The organism is Fluviispira vulneris, assembly GCF_014281055.1.
In the GTDB taxonomy this organism is placed as follows: domain Bacteria; phylum Bdellovibrionota_B; class Oligoflexia; order Silvanigrellales; family Silvanigrellaceae; genus Silvanigrella; species Silvanigrella vulneris.
The window spans coordinates 132082-155981 of record NZ_JACRSE010000002.1 but is presented as its reverse complement, the minus strand read 5'-3'; the positions used below and the strand labels follow the sequence as shown (position 1 = coordinate 155981).

Here is a 23900-nt window from a genome sequence, read left to right as displayed (position 1 = left end):
TCATATTATGACAAAACAGTTCTCACTCTTTTTGTAAATTCTCTGACAGCCTCATTTAAAGAAACACCATTGTCAATCAATTTTTTAATTTCACATGCTTGCAGAAAATTACTCATAACTTCATTTAAATCTGAGTTATTTTGACATTCTGGGCAGCTTGTTTTTTCGGAGTTTTCAAGTTCATCTGCAAATTTTAAAAGATCATCCTGAGAATATTTTTGCGATAATTCTTTAATTACTTTTATATCCATATCAACCACCAATACCATGAGATTTCAAAAATGAACGCAGCCCTTCTTCCTTTGTCGTACAAATACTGGCTATCATTTTATCGTCTTTCCATATTGCAACAGTTGGAAGATTTTCTATTTCTATTAATCCACGCAAATTTTCATTTTTTTCCGCATCAATCTTATACAATGGCAAACCCAGTTCATTCGCAATTTTTTTAAACATTGGCAATGCCATACGACAGGATCCACACCAAGGCGCATAGTAGTCGATAAGCGCCAAATTCTCCTTCTTTAACTCTGAAGCCCCATTATCATCATTAAGTTCAACTATTTCAGACATTTAAAACTCCTTAACCTGATAGAATGCAAAATCATAGAAAGATTAAACCTGAAAGGAAAGAATGACAAATGCAAGCAAATTACTAAATTAGTGAGACTTTCTATTTAGTGTAAGTTCTTGAATTTACTTTATTTTATTTTAAACTTCACTTTTTTAAAATTTCATACAGGAAAAAGTTGACCTTTTATTTTTCCTAAGGTACTAACCCCCTCACTGCGGATGTGGTGAAATTGGTAGACACGCACGTTTGAGGGGCGTGTGCGCAAGCATGGCGGTTCGAGTCCGCCCATCCGCACCATTATTTAAAAAAAGGCTGGCAATTTTTATTGCCAGCCTTTTTTGTTTCCACTTATTCTATTACTGGTAAAAATCTATACGATGTTCTAAGGTCGGAAACTGTAAAATGTTGGTATGTCCCTAAAAGGATTTACTTAGACATAAAAATTAATGAAATTATATTTTTGGAGTCATAAAAACATGGGTGTTTGGGAATATGTACTGATCATAGCTATCGGAATAGCTGTGGCCGCCCTAGCGTTTTTGGGGGTTCATACAATGAACATGCGCGCCCTAACGCAGGATTTAAAGATCAAACATGAAGAAGCGGAGAAAAGACTTGGGGAAGCCCGAGCGCAAGCGGATGAACTTGTTAAAAAAGCTCTCAGAGAAGCGAAAGAACTTGCTATTAATGAAGGTCGAGATTTTGAACGAGCACAAAGAGAAAAAAATCTTGAAATCAAGAAAATAGAAGCACGAATTCAAAAAAGAGAAGAGACAATAGAAAAAAAAGCTCAGCAACTCGATCAGAAAGAAAAAGAACTGAAAAGAAAAACGGAGTCCATTGAAACTGAAGAAAAAAAAGTTTTAGAAGCTCTTAGAAAGGCGGAAGAAACCGTTGAAGAAAGCAAATCACGCCTCGAATCCGTAGCTCGACTCTCACAGGAAGAAGCGCGTGAACAATTGAAAAAAGCTATTGAAGTCGAAGTGAGAAAATCTGCAAGTGCAGAAATTCGCGCTGCAGAAGAAGAAGCAAGACGCATTGCCGATGAAAAAGCACGTGGAATTATTTCCACCGCTATTCAACGGATAGCAAATGAATTTGTGACAGATGCTACAGTTTCAGTCATCACATTGCCTACGGATGATATGAAAGGGCGAATCATTGGTCGCGAAGGACGCAATATACGTACAATTGAGCAGGCCACTGGAGTCGATCTTATTATAGATGACACTCCTGAGGCCGTAATTATTTCCTGCTTCAATCCGATCCGCAGAGAAATAGCAAAAACTGCTATAGAACGTTTAGTAGCAGATGGACGAATTCATCCTGCACGCATTGAAGAAGTCGTGCAAAAAACAAGAACTGAGTTTGAACAAATGATCCGAGAAGCAGGCGAACGCTCATCTTTTGACTGTGGAATCACGGGATTGCATCCAGAAGTCATTCAAGCGCTTGGAAAACTAAAATATATGACAACGGGTGGCCAATCCGTACTGCAACATTGCATTGAAACAGCTCAAATTGCAGGTATCATTGCGGCAGAACTTGATCTCAACGTTCGCTTAACCAAAAGGGCAGCTCTGTTGCATGATATTGGCAAAAGCTTAGATGAAGAATCAGAAGGAAATCATTCGCATGTTGGAGCTCTCTTTTTACAAAAATATGGTGAATCACCTGAAGTTGTTGAAGCCGCAGCTAAACATCATAATGATAATTTACATGGTTTAAACGCCATCACGGTCATCGTGCAAACTGCAAATGTTCTGAGCAATTTCCGACCAGGCGCTCGCAAAGAATTTCTTGAAAAAGCAATTGATAGATTGCGCGATATGGAATCAACAGTCGAAGGATTTGATGGTGTAGAACAAGCTTATGTCATTAAATCTGGCCGCGAAGTTCGAGCTATGGTATCCCCCACAGTAATGGATGATGAAGCTGTAACTTTACTTGCTAAGTCTGTTGCAAAACGCTTACGCAGCGAGCTTCATCAAGCTGGTAATATTAAAGTAACTATGGTTAGAGAACAGCGAGCGACACATCTTGCAAAATAAATTTACAGCGCATTCGTATTCAGGAGATAATTCTTTTTCTTCCATAGCAAATCATCTCAAACCCAATCATGAGAGTATAAAAATTCTTATGATTGGTGATGTTTTAGGACGTGGTGGAAGGAGAATATTAAAGAAGGTCATTCCTCAGCTTAAACAAGAAATCCAGCTCGATTTTATTACTATTAATGGAGAAAACCTAGCGGGTGGTTTTGGTATAACTGAAAAAATATTTGATGAAATAAAAAGTATAGGTATTGATGCTGTCACGATGGGGAATCACTGGAAAGATAAATCCGATGTGCATAATATACGTAAAAAACATAGAGATTTAGTTCTCCCACAAAATCTGGTCGGTATATCACATATTGATAAAGCTCCTTCTTTTTTTATTAAAGAGAGAAATAAGTCTGTGCATATTATAAATCTTATGGGTAATTTTGCCATGCGAGAAGAATACAGCAGCCCATTTGAATTTTTATTAAAAGAAAAAGAAAACTTTAAAGATAAAGTCAAATCAGGCTCTCATATCGTTATTGCTGACATTCATGCTGAAGCAAGTTCTGAAAAACAAGCTATTGCATGGATGTATGATGGTATACTTGCTGGCTTGATCGGTACACACACACATACACCCACAAGTGATGAACGTCTGACTGAAAATGGCACAGCCTTTTTAACCGATGTTGGCATGACTGGCCCTTATGACAGTGTTATAGGTATGAATAAAGAGAGAATTATCAATCGATTTTCAAACCCTGGTGTAAAAATGGCTCATGAAGTCGCAGAAAAAGACCTTTGGTTTAATGGTTTTTTAATGGAAATCTGTCCTAAAAAAAGTTTGTCAATAGCATGTCATCGTTTGCAATATCGTGCGGGATATGAAGATAGTTTTATTTTAACTTCAATTCAAAAAATTAATTGATTTTAGCTGTTACGTTTGTATTCACACCACTTGCCACTGAAAACTCTTGAGCAGATAAAACAGCACCTGTTACAAGCGAAGTCACAACTAATCGATATTTACCTGGAACAATCCATAATTTTTTCTGAATATTATTCGATAAAAGAAGTTCATTTTCAGAACCTAAAACTTCGCTTTTGAATTGTTCTAATTCCTTCGAGAAAGCTTTTTGCAAACTCACAGGAACACGAAAAGAAATATCGGAACAATTTTTCGCAATCGTTGATTTTATAGCGAATTGCCGCGCAAGTTCAATACGTGTTTGCATATCCCAAACTCCACGAATTGATTCTGAATTTATCGCAACCTGTGGAGCATCACCAATATCTAAACCTATTTTACCATTATTTGCCTTACATATTTCATCAAAACTAATATCCATTTTTTTAGCAAAAAACTGACCATCAAGAAAAATTGAAGTCAATGGCTTTTCAATATTCATAGGAATATCGCTTAAGCTCGAAGCACTCATATTAGAAAGCTGTGCTGTTTCTATATTAAAATTAAGAGGTGATTCAATCAGTTTAATTTGTGCTCGTACAACTGCTCTGGATTGCATATTAGAAATATTTAATTGAATGCCTACTAGAGATTTACGACTTTTGTCCAATTCAAAATTATTTTCAAGTTCGCTCATAGTTGTTTTTACTAAAAGAGATGTGATTCTTGGCCATAGAAATGAAATTGTATCATTGTAAAATAGTGTCATATCAGGAGAATAAGCAAAATAATAAGGTAACTCTTGGGGATTTTCTTTTAATAAATTTTTAACACTGTTTGAAAGAATAACAAGCTTACTTGCACTGCTATCTGCATCTTTTGTAGATAGATGACGGTTTAAACTCGAGCAAAAGTGCGACATGTTTACAATTCGTCTATAAGCTAAATAAGAACTTTGTGGCATATAGCGAATCATTTTATTATTTAAACTTGTAGCTTGAAGAGTACAAGTCTCCAGTGATTTTCTGAGATAATCAAATTCATTTTTCATAGAATTTAAGGAGGCAAACCAACCAAAGTCGATAAGTGTTTCCGCAATTGATTTTGTTAAAGAACTGAAACGATCTTGTTCAATTCTAACAAATTGGAGTTCATTACCACCTTCTAGTATTAACTTCCCCGTATTTAAAAATCCATCATCGTCATATTTGACATCTATGTCAGAATTATTTATAAAATTCCCCGAAAATGGAACAAAGGTTTTTGTTGATTTGTTTTTAGTGTCTTTTGCTTCAAAATAAAAGAGACGAGTTGAACTGTTTAAAGCAGCATTTATTTTATTCTTAGACAATGTTGCAGGTATAATTCCTTGCAGATTAGCTCCCATATCTTTGTCCAATTCAAGATTAGAATTCTTATCTTGACGCCAAATATTTTGAATTTCTTTAAAAGATCCATTTGCAGTTCGTGATAAAAGGGTTTGCTGAAATTTAAGCTGTTCTTCTTGCTCTAAGTCCATCTCTCCTTTTAAAATAGAAAGCAACGGAGAAGAGCCAATTCGACTCACAAACTGCATAGTATATTGTGTTGAAATTCCAGTTTTTAAATTTTCAGTTCCTGCAACAAGAAGACCAATGGGAATGTTACCTAAATTTATAACGTACCAGGCATTATATTTTGAGGAGACAGAAGGATTTTCAGGAAGAGGAAAATCTCTGAAATCTTGTGCTGCATTTGCAGTGTTGACTTGAGAAAAATTTGTCTCAATTTGAAAGTTTTTTTTCCCAAAGAACAGGATACCTATGGATGATCCAATGGCTAAAAGACCAAATAAGCAAAGAATAACAATCGTTGATTGTTTGGACATATCATACTCCATAAGCTAAGAACGAATACTTATCCAAATGCAGAATAGTGCATAGGATTTAAAAGAAAGAATAGCATGAAACATATTTCAAATAAAAACGGACTTAACAAAGTTTTGAAATTCACCCTTTCCATACTTCTTTCAATGCTTATTCATGGTGCATTTTTTCTTGTTTTACATTTCGTGTATAGGAATCATAAAATATTTGAAAAAAAACCTTTTGAAAACTATCAAATCATTACTTTAAATACATTTACAACAAAAAATAGCTCTGCAGATCAAACGATTAATCAAAGCAAACCCAAAAATAGCAATAATAAAAAAATAAATGAGTTTAAAAAAGTAAAAATAAAAAATGCAAATAATAATTTTGTAAATAATATTATAACTGAAAAAAAAGACGATTCCAAAGCAAGCGAAATTAAAGATCAGGTTATAAAGTCCCAAGAAAAAAAGTTCAATGTTAAAATTTCTCAAAATCCTTTTGGATATTTAAAACTCCCAAAACAACTTCTTGGTCAAAATTTATTTCCAAGAAAATACGAAGTACTATTCAAATTAACAAAATCAAATACAAGCTATTATGATATAAGCATTGCTAAAATATTACCTTTACAAGAAGAAAGGTCTTACTTAGATCAAGTTGTTAAAAATGCACTATCAGCACAATTAAACGACCTCAGTTCTGAACAAAAAAATGACTTTTATAAAATCGCAATTAATCACGCATTTGCGCAAAATACAACGAGTCAAGCACAAGAAATAGAAATAGATACTATCCGCTTAGTTCTTGAATTCCATGAACCAAACTGATAACTCATAGCTCAGTAAGTGATTGTTAACCCTCCCTGTTTGGAGCACTTTTTTATGACACCTCTCTTTAATCACACGACTCCAGAAGATATTCTAAACTTAAAAGAAACAAGAATATTCATTGTAGGAGATATCATTCTCGATACTTATATCGAGGGGAGAGTGAGCCGCATTTCGCCTGAAGCTCCGGTTCCAGTGGTACTAGAGAGCAAAAGAAGAGCCGTTCCGGGCGGAGCTGCCAATGTCGCAGCTAATATTGCATCTATGGGAGCAAGGGCCGTACTCTGTGGCCGTATTGGAAACGATGCTGAGGCCCTAGTTTTAAAAAATGTCCTTGAGAATCATAATATTGAAACCTGTGCTTTAATTGTCTCACAACATATTCCCACAACAACAAAAATGAGAATTATGTCTGGAAACTCCAGCTCAGGCGCTCAACAGATCGTGCGTGTTGACAAAGAATCCAATGAGATGATCTCAAGCACAGAAGAAGAAAAAGTTATAGAATTGTTTGAGAATTTCATAGAAAATAACCAAAATATCTGCCTTATCTTATCAGATTATGGCAAAGGTTTTTTGACTAAAAATCTGATCACTCGCCTTATCGCTATCAGCAATGCAAAAAATATCCCAATAGTGACAGATCCCAAAAGCGAAGATGTGGGAAGATACGCAAATTCAACCGTGATAAAACCCAATTTGAACGAAGGAAAATCTGTTTTTAAATCACAAAATCCAAGTGCAAATAACAAATCTTTTGAAGAAGAAGTCGATGCTATTGCTGACTGCTATTTAAAAATGAGTGGGTGCAGAAATTTGGTCATGAGCCTTTCCGAGCACGGGGTCATGACACGGGGGCAAGATATTGAAGGCACCTATCGTATTGCTTCACACGCACTGCAAGTCTCGGATGTATCAGGTGCTGGTGACACTCTCATAGCTTTTATTGCAATGTGTTTAGCAGCTCAATTTCCTCTTATCCGCGCAACTGAGCTTGGCAATATTGCAGCAGGCATTGTCTGTGGAAAATTAGGAACATCAACTCTCTCTCCTTCTGAGTTTTTAAGTGTTTTCAAAGACAAGAGCGAAGCGACACATCCAGAAAAACGCCTCGATATCAATTTACTCACCCTGCTTGCTAAAGATTTAAAATCACAAAAAAGACGCTCAGTTTTTACCAACGGATGCTTCGATATTCTTCATGCAGGTCATGTGGAGTATTTGCAGAAGGCACGTGCATTGGGCGATTTACTCATCGTTGGACTCAACTCTGACAAAAGTGTGCAACGGCTTAAGGGCTCAAGCCGTCCCGTGCAAAATGAAAATGATCGAGCAAAAATTTTAGCGTCACTCGCCTGCATAGACTATGTGGTTATATTTGATGAAGACACTCCACTTGAAATCATCTTAGCTATTAAACCAGATGTGTTGGTCAAAGGCGCTGATTATAATTTTGAAAATACTGTTGGCGCAAAAGAAGTGGTTTCTTGGGGAGGGAGCGTTGAACACATCGCACTCGTTCCGGGAAGAAGCACGACATCCATTATTCAAAAGGCTCAGCTCGATTAAACATCATAGTCAAAGCAAACTTGTTTGTTGGCAATTTTTAATTTAAAACACTTTTGGTATGTTTGATTCTATAAATTTCAAAGAGGAAAATTCAATGAAAATCATCGCAACAGACAACGCACCTAAAGCAATCGGTCCATACTCCCAAGCAATCGTTTTGGGCAACATGGTCTACTGCTCTGGCTCTATTCCTTTGAATCCTTCAACTATGAAGGTTGAAGCAACAGATATTGAAGGCCAAACAGAACAAGTCTTTAAAAATATGCGAGCTATCTTGGACGCAAGTGGATCAGGAATTGAAAAAGTTGTAAAAACCACTGTGTTCTTAAAAGACATGAATGATTTTCAAAAAATGAATGGTGTTTATGAAAGGCTCTTCAAAGGACACTCCCCTGCCCGCTCAACAGTTCAAGTAGCTAAATTACCGCTTGATGTTATGGTCGAAATAGAGTGTATTGCATCTCTTTAATATTTTATAGAAATAAATAAAACGTATTTCTATATCGCACTTTTACTTTATTTTATTTTTTAATATTTCTTAATTAATATAAAAATATTGTATTATTTAAATATGAGCTGATTCTTTTTGTATTTTTTTTGACTGGAGTCCAACGAAAAGTATAAGATAACTCAGCATGCGACAAGGAGGTCTCCATGAACATGAAAACCATGCAAAAGTCAGCGATTAAGCCAATTCCTTCTGCGACAAATTTCAATGCACCACAAAAATCTTCTTTTTTAACCCGCTTGTTTGGTTTTGAAAGTCAAAAAGTAGTGGCGAATTTAAGAGCTGAAAATCAAGAACTCATTCTTATGAATCAAAGAAACATGGAAGCAATCAAAACACTTTCCGACCAACTGGCAGACAGTCTAAGTTTTCAACAAGATCAATTGAAACAGGTTTCTGAGCGTCTTAAAATTGTGGACACTCTTCCAGAAAAACAAGAAGCTCTCCATCAAAAAATAATGGACTCATTTGATCGTGCAACCTTCTTTATTCAAAATGCTTCACAAGATTTAGTTCAGTCTAAAGCTGCTTTGTTATCATCACAAAATGATTTTGTCGAAAGCGCAGGAGCCATTGAGATTGCAGAGTTTATGCGAAATTTCTTAATTTCGAATCTTCTCGCAAAACAAATTCGCCTCACTGTGCAACTCTTCATAGAGGACAAAGCAAATCCTAAAGATATAGAACCACATCTTTTAAAGTTACAGAAAAATTTACAAATTGTTCATCACCAAAACGCACAAATAAACTTCAAACTAGAAAAGTATAATTTAAGAATTGAAGATAGTATTTTCAAACCCTATGCGCCAGAAACTCAAACTGCAGAAGTAACAGAAAATTGCTCACAGGATGAATTTTTTCAAATCATCAAACAAGCGCAAAAAGTAGGTATTTTTGAAGAAAGCGATAAGATCAAATCCCTTGTCATAGCAGAAACCTTACCAGCGATTTCTTTTTTCAATCGCGAAAAGTCAACTTGGTCCGTTAAGCGCAGAGCAAAAGTTGTTATTTTAAAACCGAATTAATATGTATACATAATATTATTGGTTTAAATTCGCAATATTTATTAAATTTTCATTCACTTTATTTCAAAAATTGTGAATTTTCATATTTATTATTCCTATATTAAGCATAGCATAAATTGAGACTCTTATTAGTATAACAGAAGATATGAATTCTTATTCTATCAACATATCTATAATATCATTTGCCGTTTCCTTATTCATAAAATTCTTTTTAGCAAGATATTAAAATTCATAAAAAACTTTGACAAACGAAAATTAGATTAAAGCACCTTAAGAAAAGTTAAAATTATTATTTACGTAATTTCTCTATTGAGTGCAAGAGTAAGACATACAGTATTAAACATGTTTTATCTACAAAAATATTAATTACACAGAAATCCTTGTATAACTATATCATAAATGGTAAGTTATCATTCTTTTATAAAGAATGACTTAAGTTTCATTCTTTATAATATCTATTTCAATAATTTTTAGGATTAAGTTTATGAGTTCTCATTTTTTATTACCAATATTTTGTTGTCTATATATTACTGGATGTGTTCAAACTAAGCAATATAAAAATTCTCAACATTTAGAAATTTATGATGAAAAAAAGGAATATCTGAGTGAAAACATACTTATAGAAGATTTTAATTCATGTGCTCATGGGAAAAAACAATCTCCAATTCATATTTTGACGAGTGATTTAAAAACAAATGAATCGCTACCTAAAATATTTATAAATTATCATTCTTCACCATTAATTATAAAAAATAATCAGCATACAATTAAAGCAAAGTTTGATAAAACAAATAGCATTATGCTTGGAAATAAAAAATATTCATTAATACAATTTCACTTGCACGCACCGAGTGAACATAAAATAGACGGTAAATTTTCCGACTTAGAATTACATCTCGTTCATCAAAGTGAATCAGGTGAATATGCAGTTATGGCAATATTAATGAATACAGGAAAGGAAAATTTTGCTTTAAAACAATTTTTTGAAAATTTACCAAAGGAAGATCATGCAATTTTGAATACTAATTTAAAAATAAATTTAAATGATATTTTACCCAGTGATTTATCCTATTATAGCTATTTTGGTTCTTTAACTACCTTTCCTTGCGATGAAAAAGTTAATTGGCTCGTTTTAAAAAATGGTGTTGAAGTGTCTGAAGAACAAATACAAAATTTTAAAACAATTTTCCCCAATAATGCCAGAGAGATTCAGCCTTTAAATAATAGAGTCGTTGAAACGAATTTATCTAATTAAGAACTTAACTCATTCCTTTGAATTCTAAGATCAAAGAATGGTTGCGAATCGCAGCTACAATGAATTCATTTTTGTGTGTGAGTACCTATATTTAGCATTAACTTTCACGATAAACTACCTTATTATAAAGGAAACAATAAATATGTCTCAACTTAATAAAAATATTAATAAATTAACAAATAATGCTGGAGCACCCGTTGTAGATAATCAAAATACAATGACTGCAGGTCGTTACGGCCCTCTGCTCTTGCAGGATGTTTGGTTTTTAGAAAAGTTAGCTCATTTTGATCGAGAAGTTATTCCAGAACGTCGTATGCACGCAAAAGGTTCTGGAGCTTATGGAACATTTACAGTAACACATGACATATCGAAGTATACAAAGGCTCGTATTTTTTCTTCAATAGGTAAAAAAACAGATCTCTTTATAAGATTTTCTACTGTAGCAGGTGAACGAGGGGCTGCAGATGCTGAAAGAGATATACGTGGTTTTGCAATAAAATTTTATACAGAAGAAGGCAATTGGGATCTAGTTGGAAATAATACGCCTGTTTTCTTTTTACGCGATCCAATTAAATTTCCAGACTTGGCTCATGCAGTAAAACGTGATCCTGTAACAAATATGCGCAGCGCAGAAAATAATTGGGATTTTTGGACTCTATCTCCAGAATCCCTCCATCAAGTCACAATAGTAATGAGTGAAAGAGGAATTCCTTTTTCATACAGACATATGCATGGCTTTGGTAGTCATACCTATAGTATGCTTGATAAAGACAACAATCGCAGTTGGGTTAAATTTCACTTTATTTCACAACAAGGGATAAAGAATCTTTCAGATTCCGAAGCTGAAGCGATTATTGCAAAAGATCGCGAAAGTCATCAAAGAGATCTTTTTGAAAGTATAGAAAATAAAGATTTCCCACGTTGGAAATTGTGTATTCAAATTATGTCGGAACAAGACGCCGCAAAGTGCAAGTATAATCCATTTGATCTTACAAAAGTTTGGTTGCATAAGGATTACCCTCTCATCGAAGTCGGAATTTTAGAACTCAATAAAAATCCTGAAAATTATTTTGCCGAAGTTGAACAAGCAGCTTTTAATCCTGCAAATATAGTTCCTGGTATTGGTTTTTCTCCAGATAAAATGTTGCAAGGAAGACTTTTTTCATATGGGGATGCACAACGTTACCGACTTGGTGTGAATCATCAAAACATTCCAGTAAACACCCCTCATTGTCCATATCACAGTTACCATCGTGATGGTGCCATGAGAATCGATGGCAACAAAGGAAAAACTCTGAATTATGAACCAAATAGCAAAGGCGAGTGGCAGCAACAAAGCAATTATGCAGAGCCCCATTTACTTTTGGAAGGAACTGCTGGACATTGGGATCATAGAGAAGATAACGATTATTATTCCCAACCAGGTCTATTATTTCGATTGATGAGTGCAGAGCAACAACAAATTCTTTTTGAAAACACTGCTCGTGCTATGGGAAATGCTTCAAATGAAATTAAATTAAGACATATCGAAAACTGCAAAAAAGCAGATCCCAATTATGGGGCTGGTGTTGCAAAAGCATTGGGCTTGTTTATTTAAATAAACTTAATTCTTCAATCCTTTCAGTTCAAAACCAAATCTTTCTCGTTCTGCGAAAGTACTCATAATTACAATAGAGTTTCAAGTTTTTGTAATAATTCTGAGTAAACTCAGCCTGCTAATCACGCTACTTCGTCATGGTACGCTTTTTCAGTAGATGGGCCTTCATCTTAATATAAAGATTATGATCAAAAAAATATAAAATTAATTTCAATATTTATTTTTAAAAATAAAGCAGACTACTATTATTTTTAATTTTAATATATTTGACATACAAATTATATCACTGTAAATATTCTAATTGATAATTTTTTTCTTAAACCATTTTTTTGCAACCAGAGCTACTTGCATATTCTTTATTGGAATACTTGTAAAAAAATAATTCAGTTTTTTATAATAAATAAAAAAGGAAATCAAATAAATACAAAGAATGCTGGAAAAGTCACATTCATTTGCTGCCTCTTATCACTTGTTTTAAACAATTCATTTTCATATGCAAATAGTCGAGAACAGAGCTATTTCATTTGTGAGTTAAAGACTCAGACAAACGATGAAGAAGTTTTACTGATAGAACTCATTAATAATGTCGATTCGAATTTTTTAGTCGATCATTTAAAACTTGCCCATGCTTCATCTCGTTTACAATGATTTGGATAAACATGAATAAAATAATATATAATTATAATTCTCTTTTTTAAACCTATAAACTTATTTGCGGAAACAAACATGCACATACTTTTAACAGAAAGAAATTCAAGCCCTATTTAGAGTCAGCAGGTAGTGATAGTTTATCAATAATTAACTCCGCAGTCTTAGGACAATTCATGGAGATGGATGGGTCATTTAATTTATCTCCAGGAATTCTTGACCAAGCGTTCTATGCTGCCAAAGTCGCTTCAAAAAGTGACCAAGTTGAAAGTATCCGCTCATTAACAAAGTATGTGGATAGCAGAGCTTATGTCATACCACTGCTCGAGCGAAAAATATCTTATTACTATAATCCATTGCGAATTAAATCCCTAGTTATGCAGGATAAAGTTCAAATGCTAAATCTAGCAAAGGTGGAATTGAATTAATTTATGTATATCTGAAAGCAAAGCATAGAAATTGGAATCAAAGCAATGGAAGGGATTAAATTCACAAAATTGAGAAAATTATTATTTGCAGAAATTCAGCAAATGATCGCATAAAAATATTCAATATGCCTTTTTAATTTATCAAATTTTTAAATTTATCTTCTCATTTCTCTCTATATCCACCATTTTCTTAGAAAAAAATGTTAACTTGATATAAAAGTCACAATCATTTACAATACTATATCAATTTTAAATAATTGAGGATACCATTATGAGATATAAAATCATTTCACACATAACTTTAGTAATTTCAATAACAATCATAATTATATTTTTGAATAAACACAGCACAGGAAAAACTGATATGTATACAGATTCAGAACTTTTTAATGAAAAAAATACATTAACTGTGAACTTAAACGAAACACCTCAGATACCTTGGAATTCTATCGATACCTCAACAAATGTCATAGAGACTTTTGCTGCTGCTGTTTTTGGGAATCTTATTGAAACACAAGAAATTAAAAGCAGCACAAATAAATATATCTTAATAGAAAATTATGTCTGCAAGGAGCAGAAATGCAGAATTGATTTAAATAAAGAAGTTAAGTTTCACAATGGCCGCAGCGTAACAGCCTATGATTTCGAATTTTCACTTATCCGATTCCTCACGCAAAAGAGAGAAGATAATTTTGCATTTACTATACTTAATGACATTCAGGGAATTGATCGCATTCAAAAAAGTAAAAACGAGACCAAAAATGGAATCGTATACCCAAGAGGTATTCTTGAAGGAATCGAAGTGATAGACAATTTCAAAATTGTTCTCCATTTAAAAAGAAATAATCCTTATATTATTGAAAAATTAAATACAGGCAGACTTCCTATCGTTCCCATTGAAGAACTACAAATTGATTATATCCATTGGAAACATTTACCGATTGGCTTTGGCCGCTATAAACTTATAAAAGCTGACTTAGATAAATCTCAATTTATCTTAGAAAATTTAGCTTTGGAAAATATTCACAAATATATACGTATCGTCTTTAGCGATCAAGATATAGGAGATATTCGTATTTTATCACATATGTCTGATTCAAAATTAGACGGCAAGGTTATTCTACCCACTGTATATGTGAATGCAGGCTTTCTTTTTAATTTTAGTACCCCGCTCGGGGCAAACGAAAACTTTCGCAATGCTATATCTCACGCACTTGATCGTGACAAAATTGCGCAAACTTCACTTGATAATGACCTTGAGCCAGAAGATCAAATTCTCCCAAGTCATTCCATTTTACAAAAATATAGAGCACATGAGCCTCTTATTAAACAAAATATTATCTTGGCAAAAGAATTTTTAAATAAAGTTCCTAAAGAACTTTGGTTTGATAAAACTTTGCATGTGCATTCTTTTTGGACACTGAAAAGAAATTTAAACGATATAAAATACATTCAAGAAATAAAACAGCAGCTCTCAGTAATTGGATTGAATTTAGTCTTTCACAATACAGATTTTAACTATACTAAATTTAAAGAAGTGGATGAAAATGTGCTTTGGTGGACTGGCTTTGATTCACTTTCTAACGATCCGAATCGAAATTTTGCTTATTTTACTAAAGGATCATTTTTTAGGCATATATTCCCAGAAAACAATAAAGAATTTGAAAATCTTCTTAAAGAATCAAACAACACCTTTATGGAACAACCTGAAGCCACACAAAAACTCAGCTCTTATTTCAAAGAAAAAAATTACATGGTTGTTATCCTAAATGTCAAAAAAAGATTCTCATATAAGAAGAATCGAATTGAATTCATTGAGCCACAGCCCAACGGAATCAGAATGGATCTGTGGAAAATTCGTTTAAAAGAAGATAATTTTTTTAATAGGCTAACATTTGAGGAATTACTTACAAAAATTTTCAATCTATACTTTTATAAAACTTGAATTCATTTCTCTTCTTATTGTTGCAATTATTATCCTAGAAAATTTTATTTATTTTAAAAGAAACATGGATGAGTTATTTTATTCTGGAAGTGGATATATACAGCATTTATCTAAATTCAATAATAATGAGGACATTCTAACTCGATTGCTAGAATTTTCACTTTCTATTTATAATTATGAGAAATCAAATTCAAATAATTTTTCTGTTGAGATATGGGATTGTAAAAACTGTACTTTATCGAGTAGCCCAATATGGAGTATTTCAGATATAGAAATTAATGAAGACAGAGTCAAAGTTATTAAAAGAAAATTAACAAAAAAAGAATTTTTTATTCTATATAATAAATATTTATATTTTGCAAATATATATGAAACAAGAAACAAAGAATATAAAGTTATATATTATAAAAAAATAATTTACATTTTTAATTTACCATTTTTTATTGCTATAATTATTTTAAATTTATTTTGCTTTATGATTTGGACTTTTTTAGTAGCACTTCCTTTAAAAATATATTATAATAAAGGCCAAGATAAATTAATTGATAAAATAAGAGTAAATACCATTCATAATACGATCAACTTAATTAAGCATAGTTTAGACAATCAGATTAATGTTCTTAACTCAAATGGAAATAAAGAAGATATCGTTAAGAGAGCAATTCACTATAACTATCAAGTTGCAGAGCTAATAGATGACTCAAGATTTACCAGTATTAATCCAAAAGAGTTTATAGAAGGAATTTCTAAATTTTCCACTTTAGATGTTAAAATTGAAATAAGTATTAACACATATAATCTAATTAACTATATCAATAAATATTTAGAACACTCAATTATTGTTCTCATAGATAATGCTCTACATGAAAGCGTAAATGCTAAAGTAATTAAGATAAATATTTCGCAAAAAAGATATAATTCTAAAATAATTATTGATGTTTCTAATGATGGAATCCCAATTGAACTTAAAATTAAAGACAAAATATTTGATGGCTATTCCACTAAAGAGAATGGGCATGGACAAGGACTTACAAATCTTAAAAAAATGTTAAATAGATCATCTGCTGAAATATTATTATATTCAAATAATCCAACTACTTTTAGACTTTTATTACCATGCTTAAAATATTCTAATTTAAGAATTAAAATGGAAACACAAAAAAGTAGAGTGAACAAAAAGGATGATTATCTTACAATACCAAATATAGAAGATATTCCTCTTGTTATTATGATTGAAGATGAAATTCTTTTCTGGGATGAATGGAAAAAGAAAATGACAGATGCGAAAGTACTTTTTTTTAAAAATCCCGAATCTTTTTTTTCTTATAGCATGGGAAAAAGAATAAATAATGAAGATTTTTTAAGTAAAATTTCCCTTATTATTTGTGATTTTAACTTTGGAGATTATAATTTAATTGAAAGCGGATTTTTTGAAGATATAGATATTTATATAAAAGATAAATTCAATGGAAATATTGTCATATGCTCATCTTATGAAAAAGAGGCTTTGAGAACGATTCCTCAGAAATTCCTTCAAAAAGTAAAAGCATTTATCCCAAAAAAAGCAAATAATTATCAAAATATATTAACTGACATATTTACCAATAAACAATTTTAACCTATTAATTGATTCAATTTTGTATTGTTTTTTTGAAATTAAAAATATTGAACTTTCATAAAAGCAATCAATATCAATTTTATTTTCTAATATGACTAAAATAAGTTTTGTTAATTTTCTTCTAGCAGCAATTGAAAATTGCTCATCATATTGCTTAATAGCTTCAAGTAATGATGATTGATAATTCAATTCAGATTTCTTTTCATCCACTATTCTCGACATAAATTCAATATAGTTTATTTTTAAATAATTTGCAATATTATTACACAAATAAAAATTATTTAGAACAGATAAAGGAGATTCAAAATATCTTCTCAATTGCCTTTCACATGAGACTCCAATTTTTTTTGCCATTAATTCTCTGGTGATTAAAGAAAAATACAAATAATATTTTAACGCTTCATTTTCGCTTCTTGAAAATCTTTCTTTTTCAACTTCATTTCCATTTTTTATTTCTGCTTCGCAAAGCAATAAAATTTTATTTAACTCATGTCGAATATTATCTTCTAATTTTTTATTATCCATAAGAAATACCTTTATTTGTAAAATAAAATAATACACCAACCAAACTTAGTTATACTTTCAAAATTTATATCTGTAAATTACAAAAAATAAGATTAAATATTATATTTAATTTAAATTAATCTTTTTTTATCAATATATTCAATATCTTTAGGAAATTAAAAATCATTTTTTCCAACCTATTATGCATACTTAATTGAATGATTTTGTAAAATCACAATAGAAAAAAATTATAAATTTATTATTAAAAATTTATAATTTTTATTTTTATTAAATTCAATATTCCCGAGATCAATTTTAAAAATTGAAATTTAAATAATGATACCAATTAAAATTTAAAAATTGATTTGCATTTTTTAAATTTTTATGATTAAATTTTTTTTTTGACCCAATTTTCCATTAAAAGCGAAGTTTTAAATGAAATTAATATATATTTTCTTAATAATATCTACGCTTATATTATCAACGTTTTTAATAGTTTTAAACAATCAAAAGGATGAAAACATGTATAGCGATTCGGATATTTACAATGACAAAAAGACTTTAACTATAAATTTAGGAGAAACACCTTATATTCCATGGAATTATGTTGACACTGCGACAAATGTAGTTGAAACTTTTGGTTCTGCTGTTTTTGGTAATTTAATTGATTTAGTAGAGTTGAGCACAAAAAAGGATCCATACATTCTTGTCGATAATTATTCTTGTAAGAATAAAAAATGTATCATTAATCTTAAAGAAAATGTCAAGTTTCATAATGGAAGAACAGTCACAGCCTTTGATGTAGAATTCTCATTTATAAGACTTTTAATGCAAAATCGTGAGGATAATTTTGCATTTTCTAATCTTGATGATATTGAAGGCATAGATTCATTAATGCCTGTAAAGTATCAGATGATTAATCATCTAAATTACCCAAGAAGTGTTTTATCTGGATTTGAAGTTATAAATGATCACCAGATCATTTTACATTTAAAAAGAGATAATAATTTCCTATTACAAAAACTTTCTAGCGCATATATGCCAATTGTCCCAATCGAAGAACTGACTGAGAATTATGCTGATTGGAAGGGTATACCAATTGGTTTTGGCCGCTACAAAATTGTAAAATCTGATTTGGAAAAGTATCAATTTGTTTTAGAAAAAACTTCAAATGAGGATATTCCAAAGTACATCCGAATTATATTTGAGAATAAAGATATAGGCGATCTCCGTTTCCTTTCTCATATGTCTGAATCTCAATATGATGGGAAAGTATTATTTCCTAATATTTATGTTAATGGAGGATTTCTCTTCAATTTTAAATCAAAGCTTGGAAGTAATGAAAATTTTCGAGCGGCAATTTCGCTCGCTTTAGATAGAGAAAAAATTGTTAATTTTTCTCCTGACAATGACCTCGTAGCAGAAGATCAAATGCTAGCTAGATACTCTTGGCAAGAAAGATATAGGTCTAGAGAAAACTTAACTGTGCAAAACGTTGAGTTAGCCAAAGAATATTTAAATAAGGTGCCTGCTGAACTTTGGCGAGGAAAAGAATTTAATGTGCATTCATTTTGGTCAATTAAAAAAGATTTAAACAGTGTTAATTATATCAAAGAAATAAAACGTCAGCTCTCTGAAATAGGCATCAATTTAAAATTTTACAATACAGATTTAAACTACACAAAGTTTAAAAAAGATGATGAAAATGTGCTGTGGTTTACGGGCTTTGACACCCAAACAGATGATCCAAATGCAAATTTTGCTTATTTTAAAGCCGGATCTTTCTTCAATAACATCTATCCAGAAAATGACAAGGAGTTTTTAGATTTATACGAATTATCTGTAAATAATTTTTTATCAAACCCTGAATACACTCGTAATTTGAGCAAATATTTTAAAAAGAAAAATTATATGGTGGTTATTTTTAATGTAAAGAAGAGATTTGCCTATAGAAAAGATAGAATTGAGTTTCTTGAATCTGAATACAGTGGTGTTCGACTTGATTTATGGAAAATTAAACTCCTCGATTTTAAATTATTTTAGTCCAAATTAATCCACATCTAATTCAACTTATACCTTAATAAAATATAAATATTACATAATAAAAAATAAATATTTCTGCAAAAAAATTTATCTTTAAGAAATTAAAAATGGATAATCCCAGATACAATGTGAAAAATGATCTGTATGGAGAAGACATAAAACGGCTCCCACTGTGCCTTCAATAATGCCAATTTCTCCAAGATCTCCACTTAGTTTACCATTTTTACTTTCCGCCTTAAAGAGATATGGCGAGCCCTGGGAATAAAAATGCATAACTCTTTGTTCCAATCGAGAAATAAGTGGAACCAGCTTTGGCTCTTTTGTATCAAAATAAAATCGTTTGGCAATCTGCAAAAGGCCTGCATAGCCGTGACAAAACGTTGGTGAATTGCAGCGCCATGTTTCTTCTGGTCTTTGTTCTATTGCTAAAAAACTTTTCAAAGCAAAATTTTTTAATTCATGATCGTTTAATGCTTGTCCTGCAAGGTAAATCGCTCTTGAAATACCTGGGGTTCCATAACACCAAGCTTGCCGCTCTCCCCTCTCTTGCTTTAACGAAATTTCACCCTGCAATTCTTCCTCTAAGGTTATCATGCTGGGCCAATAATCTCCCCATGTGTCTTTTAGAGTCCATTTTAAAAGCCAATTTTTAATATTAAGAATCGCTTGATCCAAACCTTTAATATCGATACTGTTTATTTTTGCTAAACTTAAAGCAGCTAAGACTCCGGAAATACCATGTGAAAATCCTAAATTAAAACTTTTATGAAAACCGTCATACCAATTTTTTTCGCTTTGAGTATTTTCATTTTCAAAGTACCAAGCAGGGATGTAATTTCCATCAATCTCTTTATATGAACTTAATTGAATAAGAATTTCTAAGCATTTTTGCAAATAATAATAATTTTTTCTATCATTTTTTCGTAATATCAAATAGCGAACGACACCTGAAAGGCCTTGAATAGGATCATAATCCATTGGACTCAATAATGTTTTCTGAGCAATATTTTTTAGCTGCTGATCTAACATATAAAACAAAACTGCATCAATTTTAGACAATAATCCCTGATATAATTTGCCCTCTTCAGATGACATCCACACAACAAAATTAAGTCCCGAAATTCCACTAAAAATAGATGAGTTTGATGCAATATTTTTATTTTGAAAATACGAAATTGTTTTTTCTAGATATAAATGAATTAATTTTTTCATTCTTGCATTTGGCTCAATTAAGTTTAATTGTGCATAAAATAATGCTATTGCAGGAAATCCTTCAGCAAGACTCGTATGATTAAACGACAATTTATCAGTAAAGAAATTTTTTGTATTATTTTCAATATAAGAAATGTCTTCAAAGCGTTTAGATATTTCAGTAATGATTTCGTGAAACATTATTTTCCCCATTTAATTTCAATTATTTTTATTCAAATAAAATTTTAAACTATATAGAGTATGTAATATAAATGCATTTGCTTTCTTTTCTCTTTCTCGATTAATACCCAGATTTCTATTGCATTGCATATGGACTAAACTTTTTATAATACTACTTCTTGCTTCATATATATTGGATTCATCATATATTTTTTCAAAAATATTTTTAAAAGATTCGACAGCATTTGAGCGAAATTGAATGGCTTCATTTAAAAAATTAAATTCTTTATTTTTATACCATTTCAATTCATTTTCCATAAATATATTTGTAATTCTTTTTCTCTTATCTCTAAAATCATCTATATACAAGTCTTTGTTTGTAATAGATTCAGCCCAGTTTAATTTTTCTTTATAATTCAAAGAAAATGCATCTAATAATTCAATCGATAAAAATGCACATAAATATTCTAAAGAAAATTCTTCACCAATCAATTTTTTATTTTTTAAAATCAAACAGGATAACTGACTATCATATTGAAATATTTTTTCTGCAAATGGCAATAAATCTGGACCACCATATCTCTCTATTTCTGGCTCATAGGAATCCACACATACAGAGTTCAAAATCCCTCTTTTACTGCAGAGTGTATAGAATAAATTCATTTTTTCCGATAATTTAGTATATTCAAGCTTATCTTTTAGCAAAATTCTTAACCTAATATGTTTTTTATCGTCACTATATCGAATAAAAAACCAAGATTCGATATTAATTTCATTTTTTATTTCAAGCATAAATTCATGAATATAATTAGCTATAAATTCTTCTTCTCGACTTTTAGAAAAATACAGTTTACAATAGTACCATTCACTGCCAGGGAAGAACAAGCGAGGGTAATTATTATTACTTATACTCTTAGAAATTGTAAAGGAACTATTTCTCTTCTCATTTCGTAAAAGAGGAAAAACAATTTCTTTATTGAAAATAAATTTTTCGTCTTTATTTTCTGCTGTTTCTATATCTAAATATTCTTGCAAAATAACTTTTTTATTATTTAATAATTCTCTCTTTATTTCTTGGAGATGAAAATCTTGATTTATATCTAATAAAATTTTATTGTCTGTGTGAACACAATATATATATCTCGGAATTCTCCAACTATTCTTCCACATTTTAAATGCAGATATAAAATCATCTTTTATCGTAATATTTTCTTTATGATATTTAAGAGAATCAATAGTCAAAGTCCAAGTTCTTGGTGAAATTATAACATTCTTAAACTCTATGCGTGGAATATATGTAGACTTTGCTAAATCACCTATCTGAAAAAAATTCCAGAGAACTTTATTTTCAAAACTCAATTCCCGCATAAAACGTACTATATTAGGAGCATTTTGAAAATTTAAAACATGTGATGCGACAAAGACAACTTCTTTTTGATATTTATTTGATTTAAAGTATAACCTTTTCGCATCTGCACAAACAAAAATATCATCAAGAGTTAAAACTGATCCATGCTTATTTTGAAATGAGTCTAAATAAATTTGATATCCCCAATAGCTCTCAGTTAATGCAACATTTCCACTTCTACTTGCATGGGGAGAATATACAATTTCGCAATATAAAATATCAGGATTTTTCTCTTCAATGGTTTTTATATAAGAACGAATATCATTTTTTTCTGCACTTGAAAATAAATCAGTGAAGCGTCCAAACGATGCACAAGCACCAAAGGTCCATTGAATGCCTGATAAAGCTATTTTATCTGCAAGTAAAGAGTTATCATCAAATATCTGTGCATAAATCTCTGCAGATTCTGGTATACCATCAAGATTAATTTTATTTAAGCTTAGATTATTGAGATCATTTTCTGTTATTTGAATTGATTCAACTAAATTCCCTTGGCTCAGCATTATTTTATCTATTAATAGAGCGACTAATTTCTCTTCGCCAGATTTTTTGCTTTTCTTAATTTTTCTATAACTTTGGGGATATTTATATTCAGCAGGTGCTCCGAGTCCTAAATTTTCATCCATCAATTCTTTGAGAGAAATTTCACGATAAGTTCCATATTTTTCTAAAAATTCCTCGTAATATTCTCTCATATGAGCAAAGCCAAATTCTTTTGGAGAAAGCATAAGCATAAAATTTGCAGCATCTTGCAAGTTACTTAGCATTTTATTATTTAATCTAAAGGATTTTTTGTTCTGAGCCGAAATATCTACTTGTAAATAATTACTTACACGAAGATATTCTTTCATTTTACTTAAAATTTTTTCCAATTGAGTTATACCATCACCAATATTTAATTCAGCGTACTTATTTATTTCATTTTTTAAATTAATTAAATATTCATAATTCTGTTTTTGCGATGGAAATTGACCTAACTTATCAATAAACTCTGAAAAGACATCTGATTTTCCGAGAATAGGTTTGAGCTCTGTTATTATAAAACTCTTATTAATGAGATCCTGCAAAAGATTTAAGATTTTAATATCATCATTAAGCTGGAATTTAATTTTAATTTTATCTACTAAATATGAAAGTTTTGTTTCATCCTTTAATACTATTTGGATAAAATTGACGAGTGAATTATTTTTAATGGATACATCTTCATTTATTTGCAGCTTATTATCTGAATTCTGCTCTTTAGTCTTAATTGAAGAATAAGGTAATAAAACTCTATCACCATGTTGATAGATAATGGGATTTATTTTTAATTTTACATCAGCTAGAAAGGCTATATCTTCTTCTATTTTTCGCACGAATCCTTGTAACCATTCCATGTCTGGATGAATAGATTTATAGTATTTATTTTCATTTTGATAAAATGAACGAATCTCTTCAGAATAATATCCCATTTGTACAGTTGCAAAATAGCCATAAGGAGTAGAACGTGTGCAAGCTCGGGAAAAATATTTTAGTAGACTTGATTTTATTTGTGTCAATTTTCTCAGGTCGTGAATTTTATCGGATTCATAAAGCATTAAACTTTCATACAACGAAGGACTTGAAAGTAATATTGCTTCTTTAAAGATGTTGTAATAAGGTTTATTTTTTAAATATATTAAAATATCCTCATAGCTTTTTAAGTATTCGAGAAAAAAATTAACGGGAAAGATTGGCATTCTTAACAAAAAAAATTGGGCAGGTAAAATCATTTCATTTCCCTAATTTTCTATAAA

General features: G+C 31.0%; 19 protein-coding genes and 1 tRNA gene. 14 read left to right on the top strand and 6 right to left on the bottom strand.

What is annotated here, in order from left to right; genetic code table 11:
- Positions 1–5: 5 nt before the first annotated feature.
- On the bottom strand, positions 6–251 hold the full coding sequence (locus H7355_RS04515; RefSeq protein ID WP_186645529.1) for a DUF6952 family protein: 246 nt from the start codon (positions 249–251) through the stop codon (positions 6–8).
- A 1-nt stretch (position 252) separates the two neighbouring features.
- The gene (locus H7355_RS04510) at positions 253–573 is read right to left on the bottom strand and encodes a thioredoxin family protein (protein ID WP_186645528.1); all 321 of its coding nucleotides are present in this window, start codon (positions 571–573) and stop codon (positions 253–255) included.
- A gap of 215 nt (positions 574–788) precedes the next feature.
- On the opposite strand from H7355_RS04510, the gene H7355_RS04505 reads away from it, so the two are divergent.
- From H7355_RS04505 to H7355_RS04495, 3 genes are all read left to right on the top strand, one after another.
- Positions 789–871: transfer RNA gene (locus H7355_RS04505), tRNA-Leu, on the top strand.
- Positions 872–1050: 179 nt separating this feature from the next.
- A complete protein-coding gene (gene rny, locus H7355_RS04500; RefSeq protein WP_186645527.1) occupies positions 1051–2625 on the top strand; it encodes a ribonuclease Y in 1575 nt (524 codons plus the stop codon).
- Positions 2615–3547: a TIGR00282 family metallophosphoesterase gene (locus H7355_RS04495; protein WP_186645526.1), complete on the top strand. Its 933-nt coding sequence runs from the start codon at positions 2615–2617 to the stop codon at positions 3545–3547. Before rny ends, H7355_RS04495 begins: the two co-directional genes overlap by 11 nt.
- Here the strand turns inward: H7355_RS04495 and H7355_RS04490 are convergent.
- Positions 3540–5393 carry a hypothetical protein gene (locus tag H7355_RS04490; protein ID WP_186645525.1) on the bottom strand — a complete coding sequence of 618 codons (1854 nt, stop codon included), beginning with the start codon at positions 5391–5393 and terminating at the stop codon, positions 3540–3542. The two genes, H7355_RS04495 and H7355_RS04490, sit on opposite strands and share 8 nt — an antisense overlap.
- 75 nt (positions 5394–5468) lie before the next feature.
- Here H7355_RS04490 and H7355_RS04485 point away from each other — a divergent pair, with 75 nt between their 5' ends.
- The 10 genes from H7355_RS04485 (at position 5469) to H7355_RS04440 (ending at position 16799) form a co-directional block, all read left to right on the top strand.
- A complete protein-coding gene (locus H7355_RS04485) occupies positions 5469–6206 on the top strand; it encodes a hypothetical protein (protein WP_186645524.1) in 738 nt (245 codons plus the stop codon).
- Between the two features lie 54 nt (positions 6207–6260).
- The gene (rfaE2, locus tag H7355_RS04480) at positions 6261–7775 is read left to right on the top strand and encodes a D-glycero-beta-D-manno-heptose 1-phosphate adenylyltransferase (RefSeq protein WP_186645523.1); all 1515 of its coding nucleotides are present in this window, start codon (positions 6261–6263) and stop codon (positions 7773–7775) included.
- 94 nt (positions 7776–7869) lie between these two features.
- Positions 7870–8244, top strand: a complete 375-nt coding sequence (locus tag H7355_RS04475) for a RidA family protein (protein ID WP_130606309.1) — start codon at positions 7870–7872, stop codon at positions 8242–8244.
- 185 nt (positions 8245–8429) lie between these two features.
- Positions 8430–9308, top strand: coding sequence for a hypothetical protein (locus H7355_RS04470; protein WP_186645522.1), 879 nt, complete (start codon positions 8430–8432; stop codon positions 9306–9308).
- Positions 9309–9792: 484 nt separating this feature from the next.
- The gene (locus H7355_RS04465) at positions 9793–10563 is read left to right on the top strand and encodes a carbonic anhydrase (protein ID WP_186645521.1); all 771 of its coding nucleotides are present in this window, start codon (positions 9793–9795) and stop codon (positions 10561–10563) included.
- A gap of 142 nt (positions 10564–10705) precedes the next feature.
- The gene (locus tag H7355_RS04460; protein ID WP_186645520.1) at positions 10706–12160 is read left to right on the top strand and encodes a catalase; all 1455 of its coding nucleotides are present in this window, start codon (positions 10706–10708) and stop codon (positions 12158–12160) included.
- A 345-nt stretch (positions 12161–12505) separates the two neighbouring features.
- Positions 12506–12808, top strand: coding sequence for a hypothetical protein (locus H7355_RS04455; RefSeq protein WP_186645519.1), 303 nt, complete (start codon positions 12506–12508; stop codon positions 12806–12808).
- Positions 12809–12984: 176 nt separating this feature from the next.
- A complete protein-coding gene (locus H7355_RS04450) occupies positions 12985–13236 on the top strand; it encodes a hypothetical protein (protein WP_186645518.1) in 252 nt (83 codons plus the stop codon).
- Positions 13237–13507: 271 nt separating this feature from the next.
- Positions 13508–15181, top strand: coding sequence for an ABC transporter substrate-binding protein (locus tag H7355_RS04445; protein WP_222435660.1), 1674 nt, complete (start codon positions 13508–13510; stop codon positions 15179–15181).
- Positions 15132–16799, top strand: coding sequence for an ATP-binding protein (locus tag H7355_RS04440; protein ID WP_186645516.1), 1668 nt, complete (start codon positions 15132–15134; stop codon positions 16797–16799). The genes H7355_RS04445 and H7355_RS04440 overlap by 50 nt, the downstream gene beginning before the upstream one ends.
- Here the strand turns inward: H7355_RS04440 and H7355_RS04435 are convergent.
- The gene (locus H7355_RS04435) at positions 16767–17324 is read right to left on the bottom strand and encodes a hypothetical protein (RefSeq protein WP_186645515.1); all 558 of its coding nucleotides are present in this window, start codon (positions 17322–17324) and stop codon (positions 16767–16769) included. The two genes, H7355_RS04440 and H7355_RS04435, sit on opposite strands and share 33 nt — an antisense overlap.
- Before the next feature lie 501 nt (positions 17325–17825).
- Between H7355_RS04435 and H7355_RS04430 the strand changes: the two genes are divergently transcribed.
- Positions 17826–19346, top strand: a complete 1521-nt coding sequence (locus tag H7355_RS04430; RefSeq protein WP_186645514.1) for an ABC transporter substrate-binding protein — start codon at positions 17826–17828, stop codon at positions 19344–19346.
- 93 nt (positions 19347–19439) lie between these two features.
- Here H7355_RS04430 and H7355_RS04425 read toward each other — a convergent pair whose 3' ends face one another.
- The gene (locus H7355_RS04425; protein ID WP_186645513.1) at positions 19440–20738 is read right to left on the bottom strand and encodes a lanthionine synthetase C family protein; all 1299 of its coding nucleotides are present in this window, start codon (positions 20736–20738) and stop codon (positions 19440–19442) included.
- Between the two features lie 18 nt (positions 20739–20756).
- Positions 20757–23876, bottom strand: coding sequence for a lantibiotic dehydratase (locus H7355_RS04420; protein WP_186645512.1), 3120 nt, complete (start codon positions 23874–23876; stop codon positions 20757–20759).
- Positions 23877–23900 lie beyond the last annotated feature (24 nt).

Excerpts from the sequence above, each read along its gene's own strand:
- H7355_RS04515 (WP_186645529.1), bottom strand. The coding sequence starts at position 251 with ATGGATATAAAAGTAATTAAAGAATTATCGCAAAAATATTCTCAGGAT.
- H7355_RS04510 (WP_186645528.1), bottom strand. The coding sequence starts at position 573 with ATGTCTGAAATAGTTGAACTTAATGATGATAATGGGGCTTCAGAGTTA.
- rny (WP_186645527.1), top strand. The coding sequence starts at position 1,051 with ATGGGTGTTTGGGAATATGTACTGATCATAGCTATCGGAATAGCTGTG.
- H7355_RS04490 (WP_186645525.1), bottom strand. The coding sequence starts at position 5,393 with ATGTCCAAACAATCAACGATTGTTATTCTTTGCTTATTTGGTCTTTTA.
- H7355_RS04485 (WP_186645524.1), top strand. The coding sequence starts at position 5,469 with ATGAAACATATTTCAAATAAAAACGGACTTAACAAAGTTTTGAAATTC.
- rfaE2 (WP_186645523.1), top strand. The coding sequence starts at position 6,261 with ATGACACCTCTCTTTAATCACACGACTCCAGAAGATATTCTAAACTTA.
- H7355_RS04475 (WP_130606309.1), top strand. The coding sequence starts at position 7,870 with ATGAAAATCATCGCAACAGACAACGCACCTAAAGCAATCGGTCCATAC.
- H7355_RS04470 (WP_186645522.1), top strand. The coding sequence starts at position 8,430 with ATGAACATGAAAACCATGCAAAAGTCAGCGATTAAGCCAATTCCTTCT.
- H7355_RS04465 (WP_186645521.1), top strand. The coding sequence starts at position 9,793 with ATGAGTTCTCATTTTTTATTACCAATATTTTGTTGTCTATATATTACT.
- H7355_RS04460 (WP_186645520.1), top strand. The coding sequence starts at position 10,706 with ATGTCTCAACTTAATAAAAATATTAATAAATTAACAAATAATGCTGGA.
- H7355_RS04450 (WP_186645518.1), top strand. The coding sequence starts at position 12,985 with ATGGAGATGGATGGGTCATTTAATTTATCTCCAGGAATTCTTGACCAA.
- H7355_RS04445 (WP_222435660.1), top strand. The coding sequence starts at position 13,508 with ATGAGATATAAAATCATTTCACACATAACTTTAGTAATTTCAATAACA.
- H7355_RS04435 (WP_186645515.1), bottom strand. The coding sequence starts at position 17,324 with ATGGATAATAAAAAATTAGAAGATAATATTCGACATGAGTTAAATAAA.
- H7355_RS04430 (WP_186645514.1), top strand. The coding sequence starts at position 17,826 with ATGTATAGCGATTCGGATATTTACAATGACAAAAAGACTTTAACTATA.
- H7355_RS04425 (WP_186645513.1), bottom strand. The coding sequence starts at position 20,738 with ATGTTTCACGAAATCATTACTGAAATATCTAAACGCTTTGAAGACATT.
- H7355_RS04420 (WP_186645512.1), bottom strand. The coding sequence starts at position 23,876 with ATGATTTTACCTGCCCAATTTTTTTTGTTAAGAATGCCAATCTTTCCC.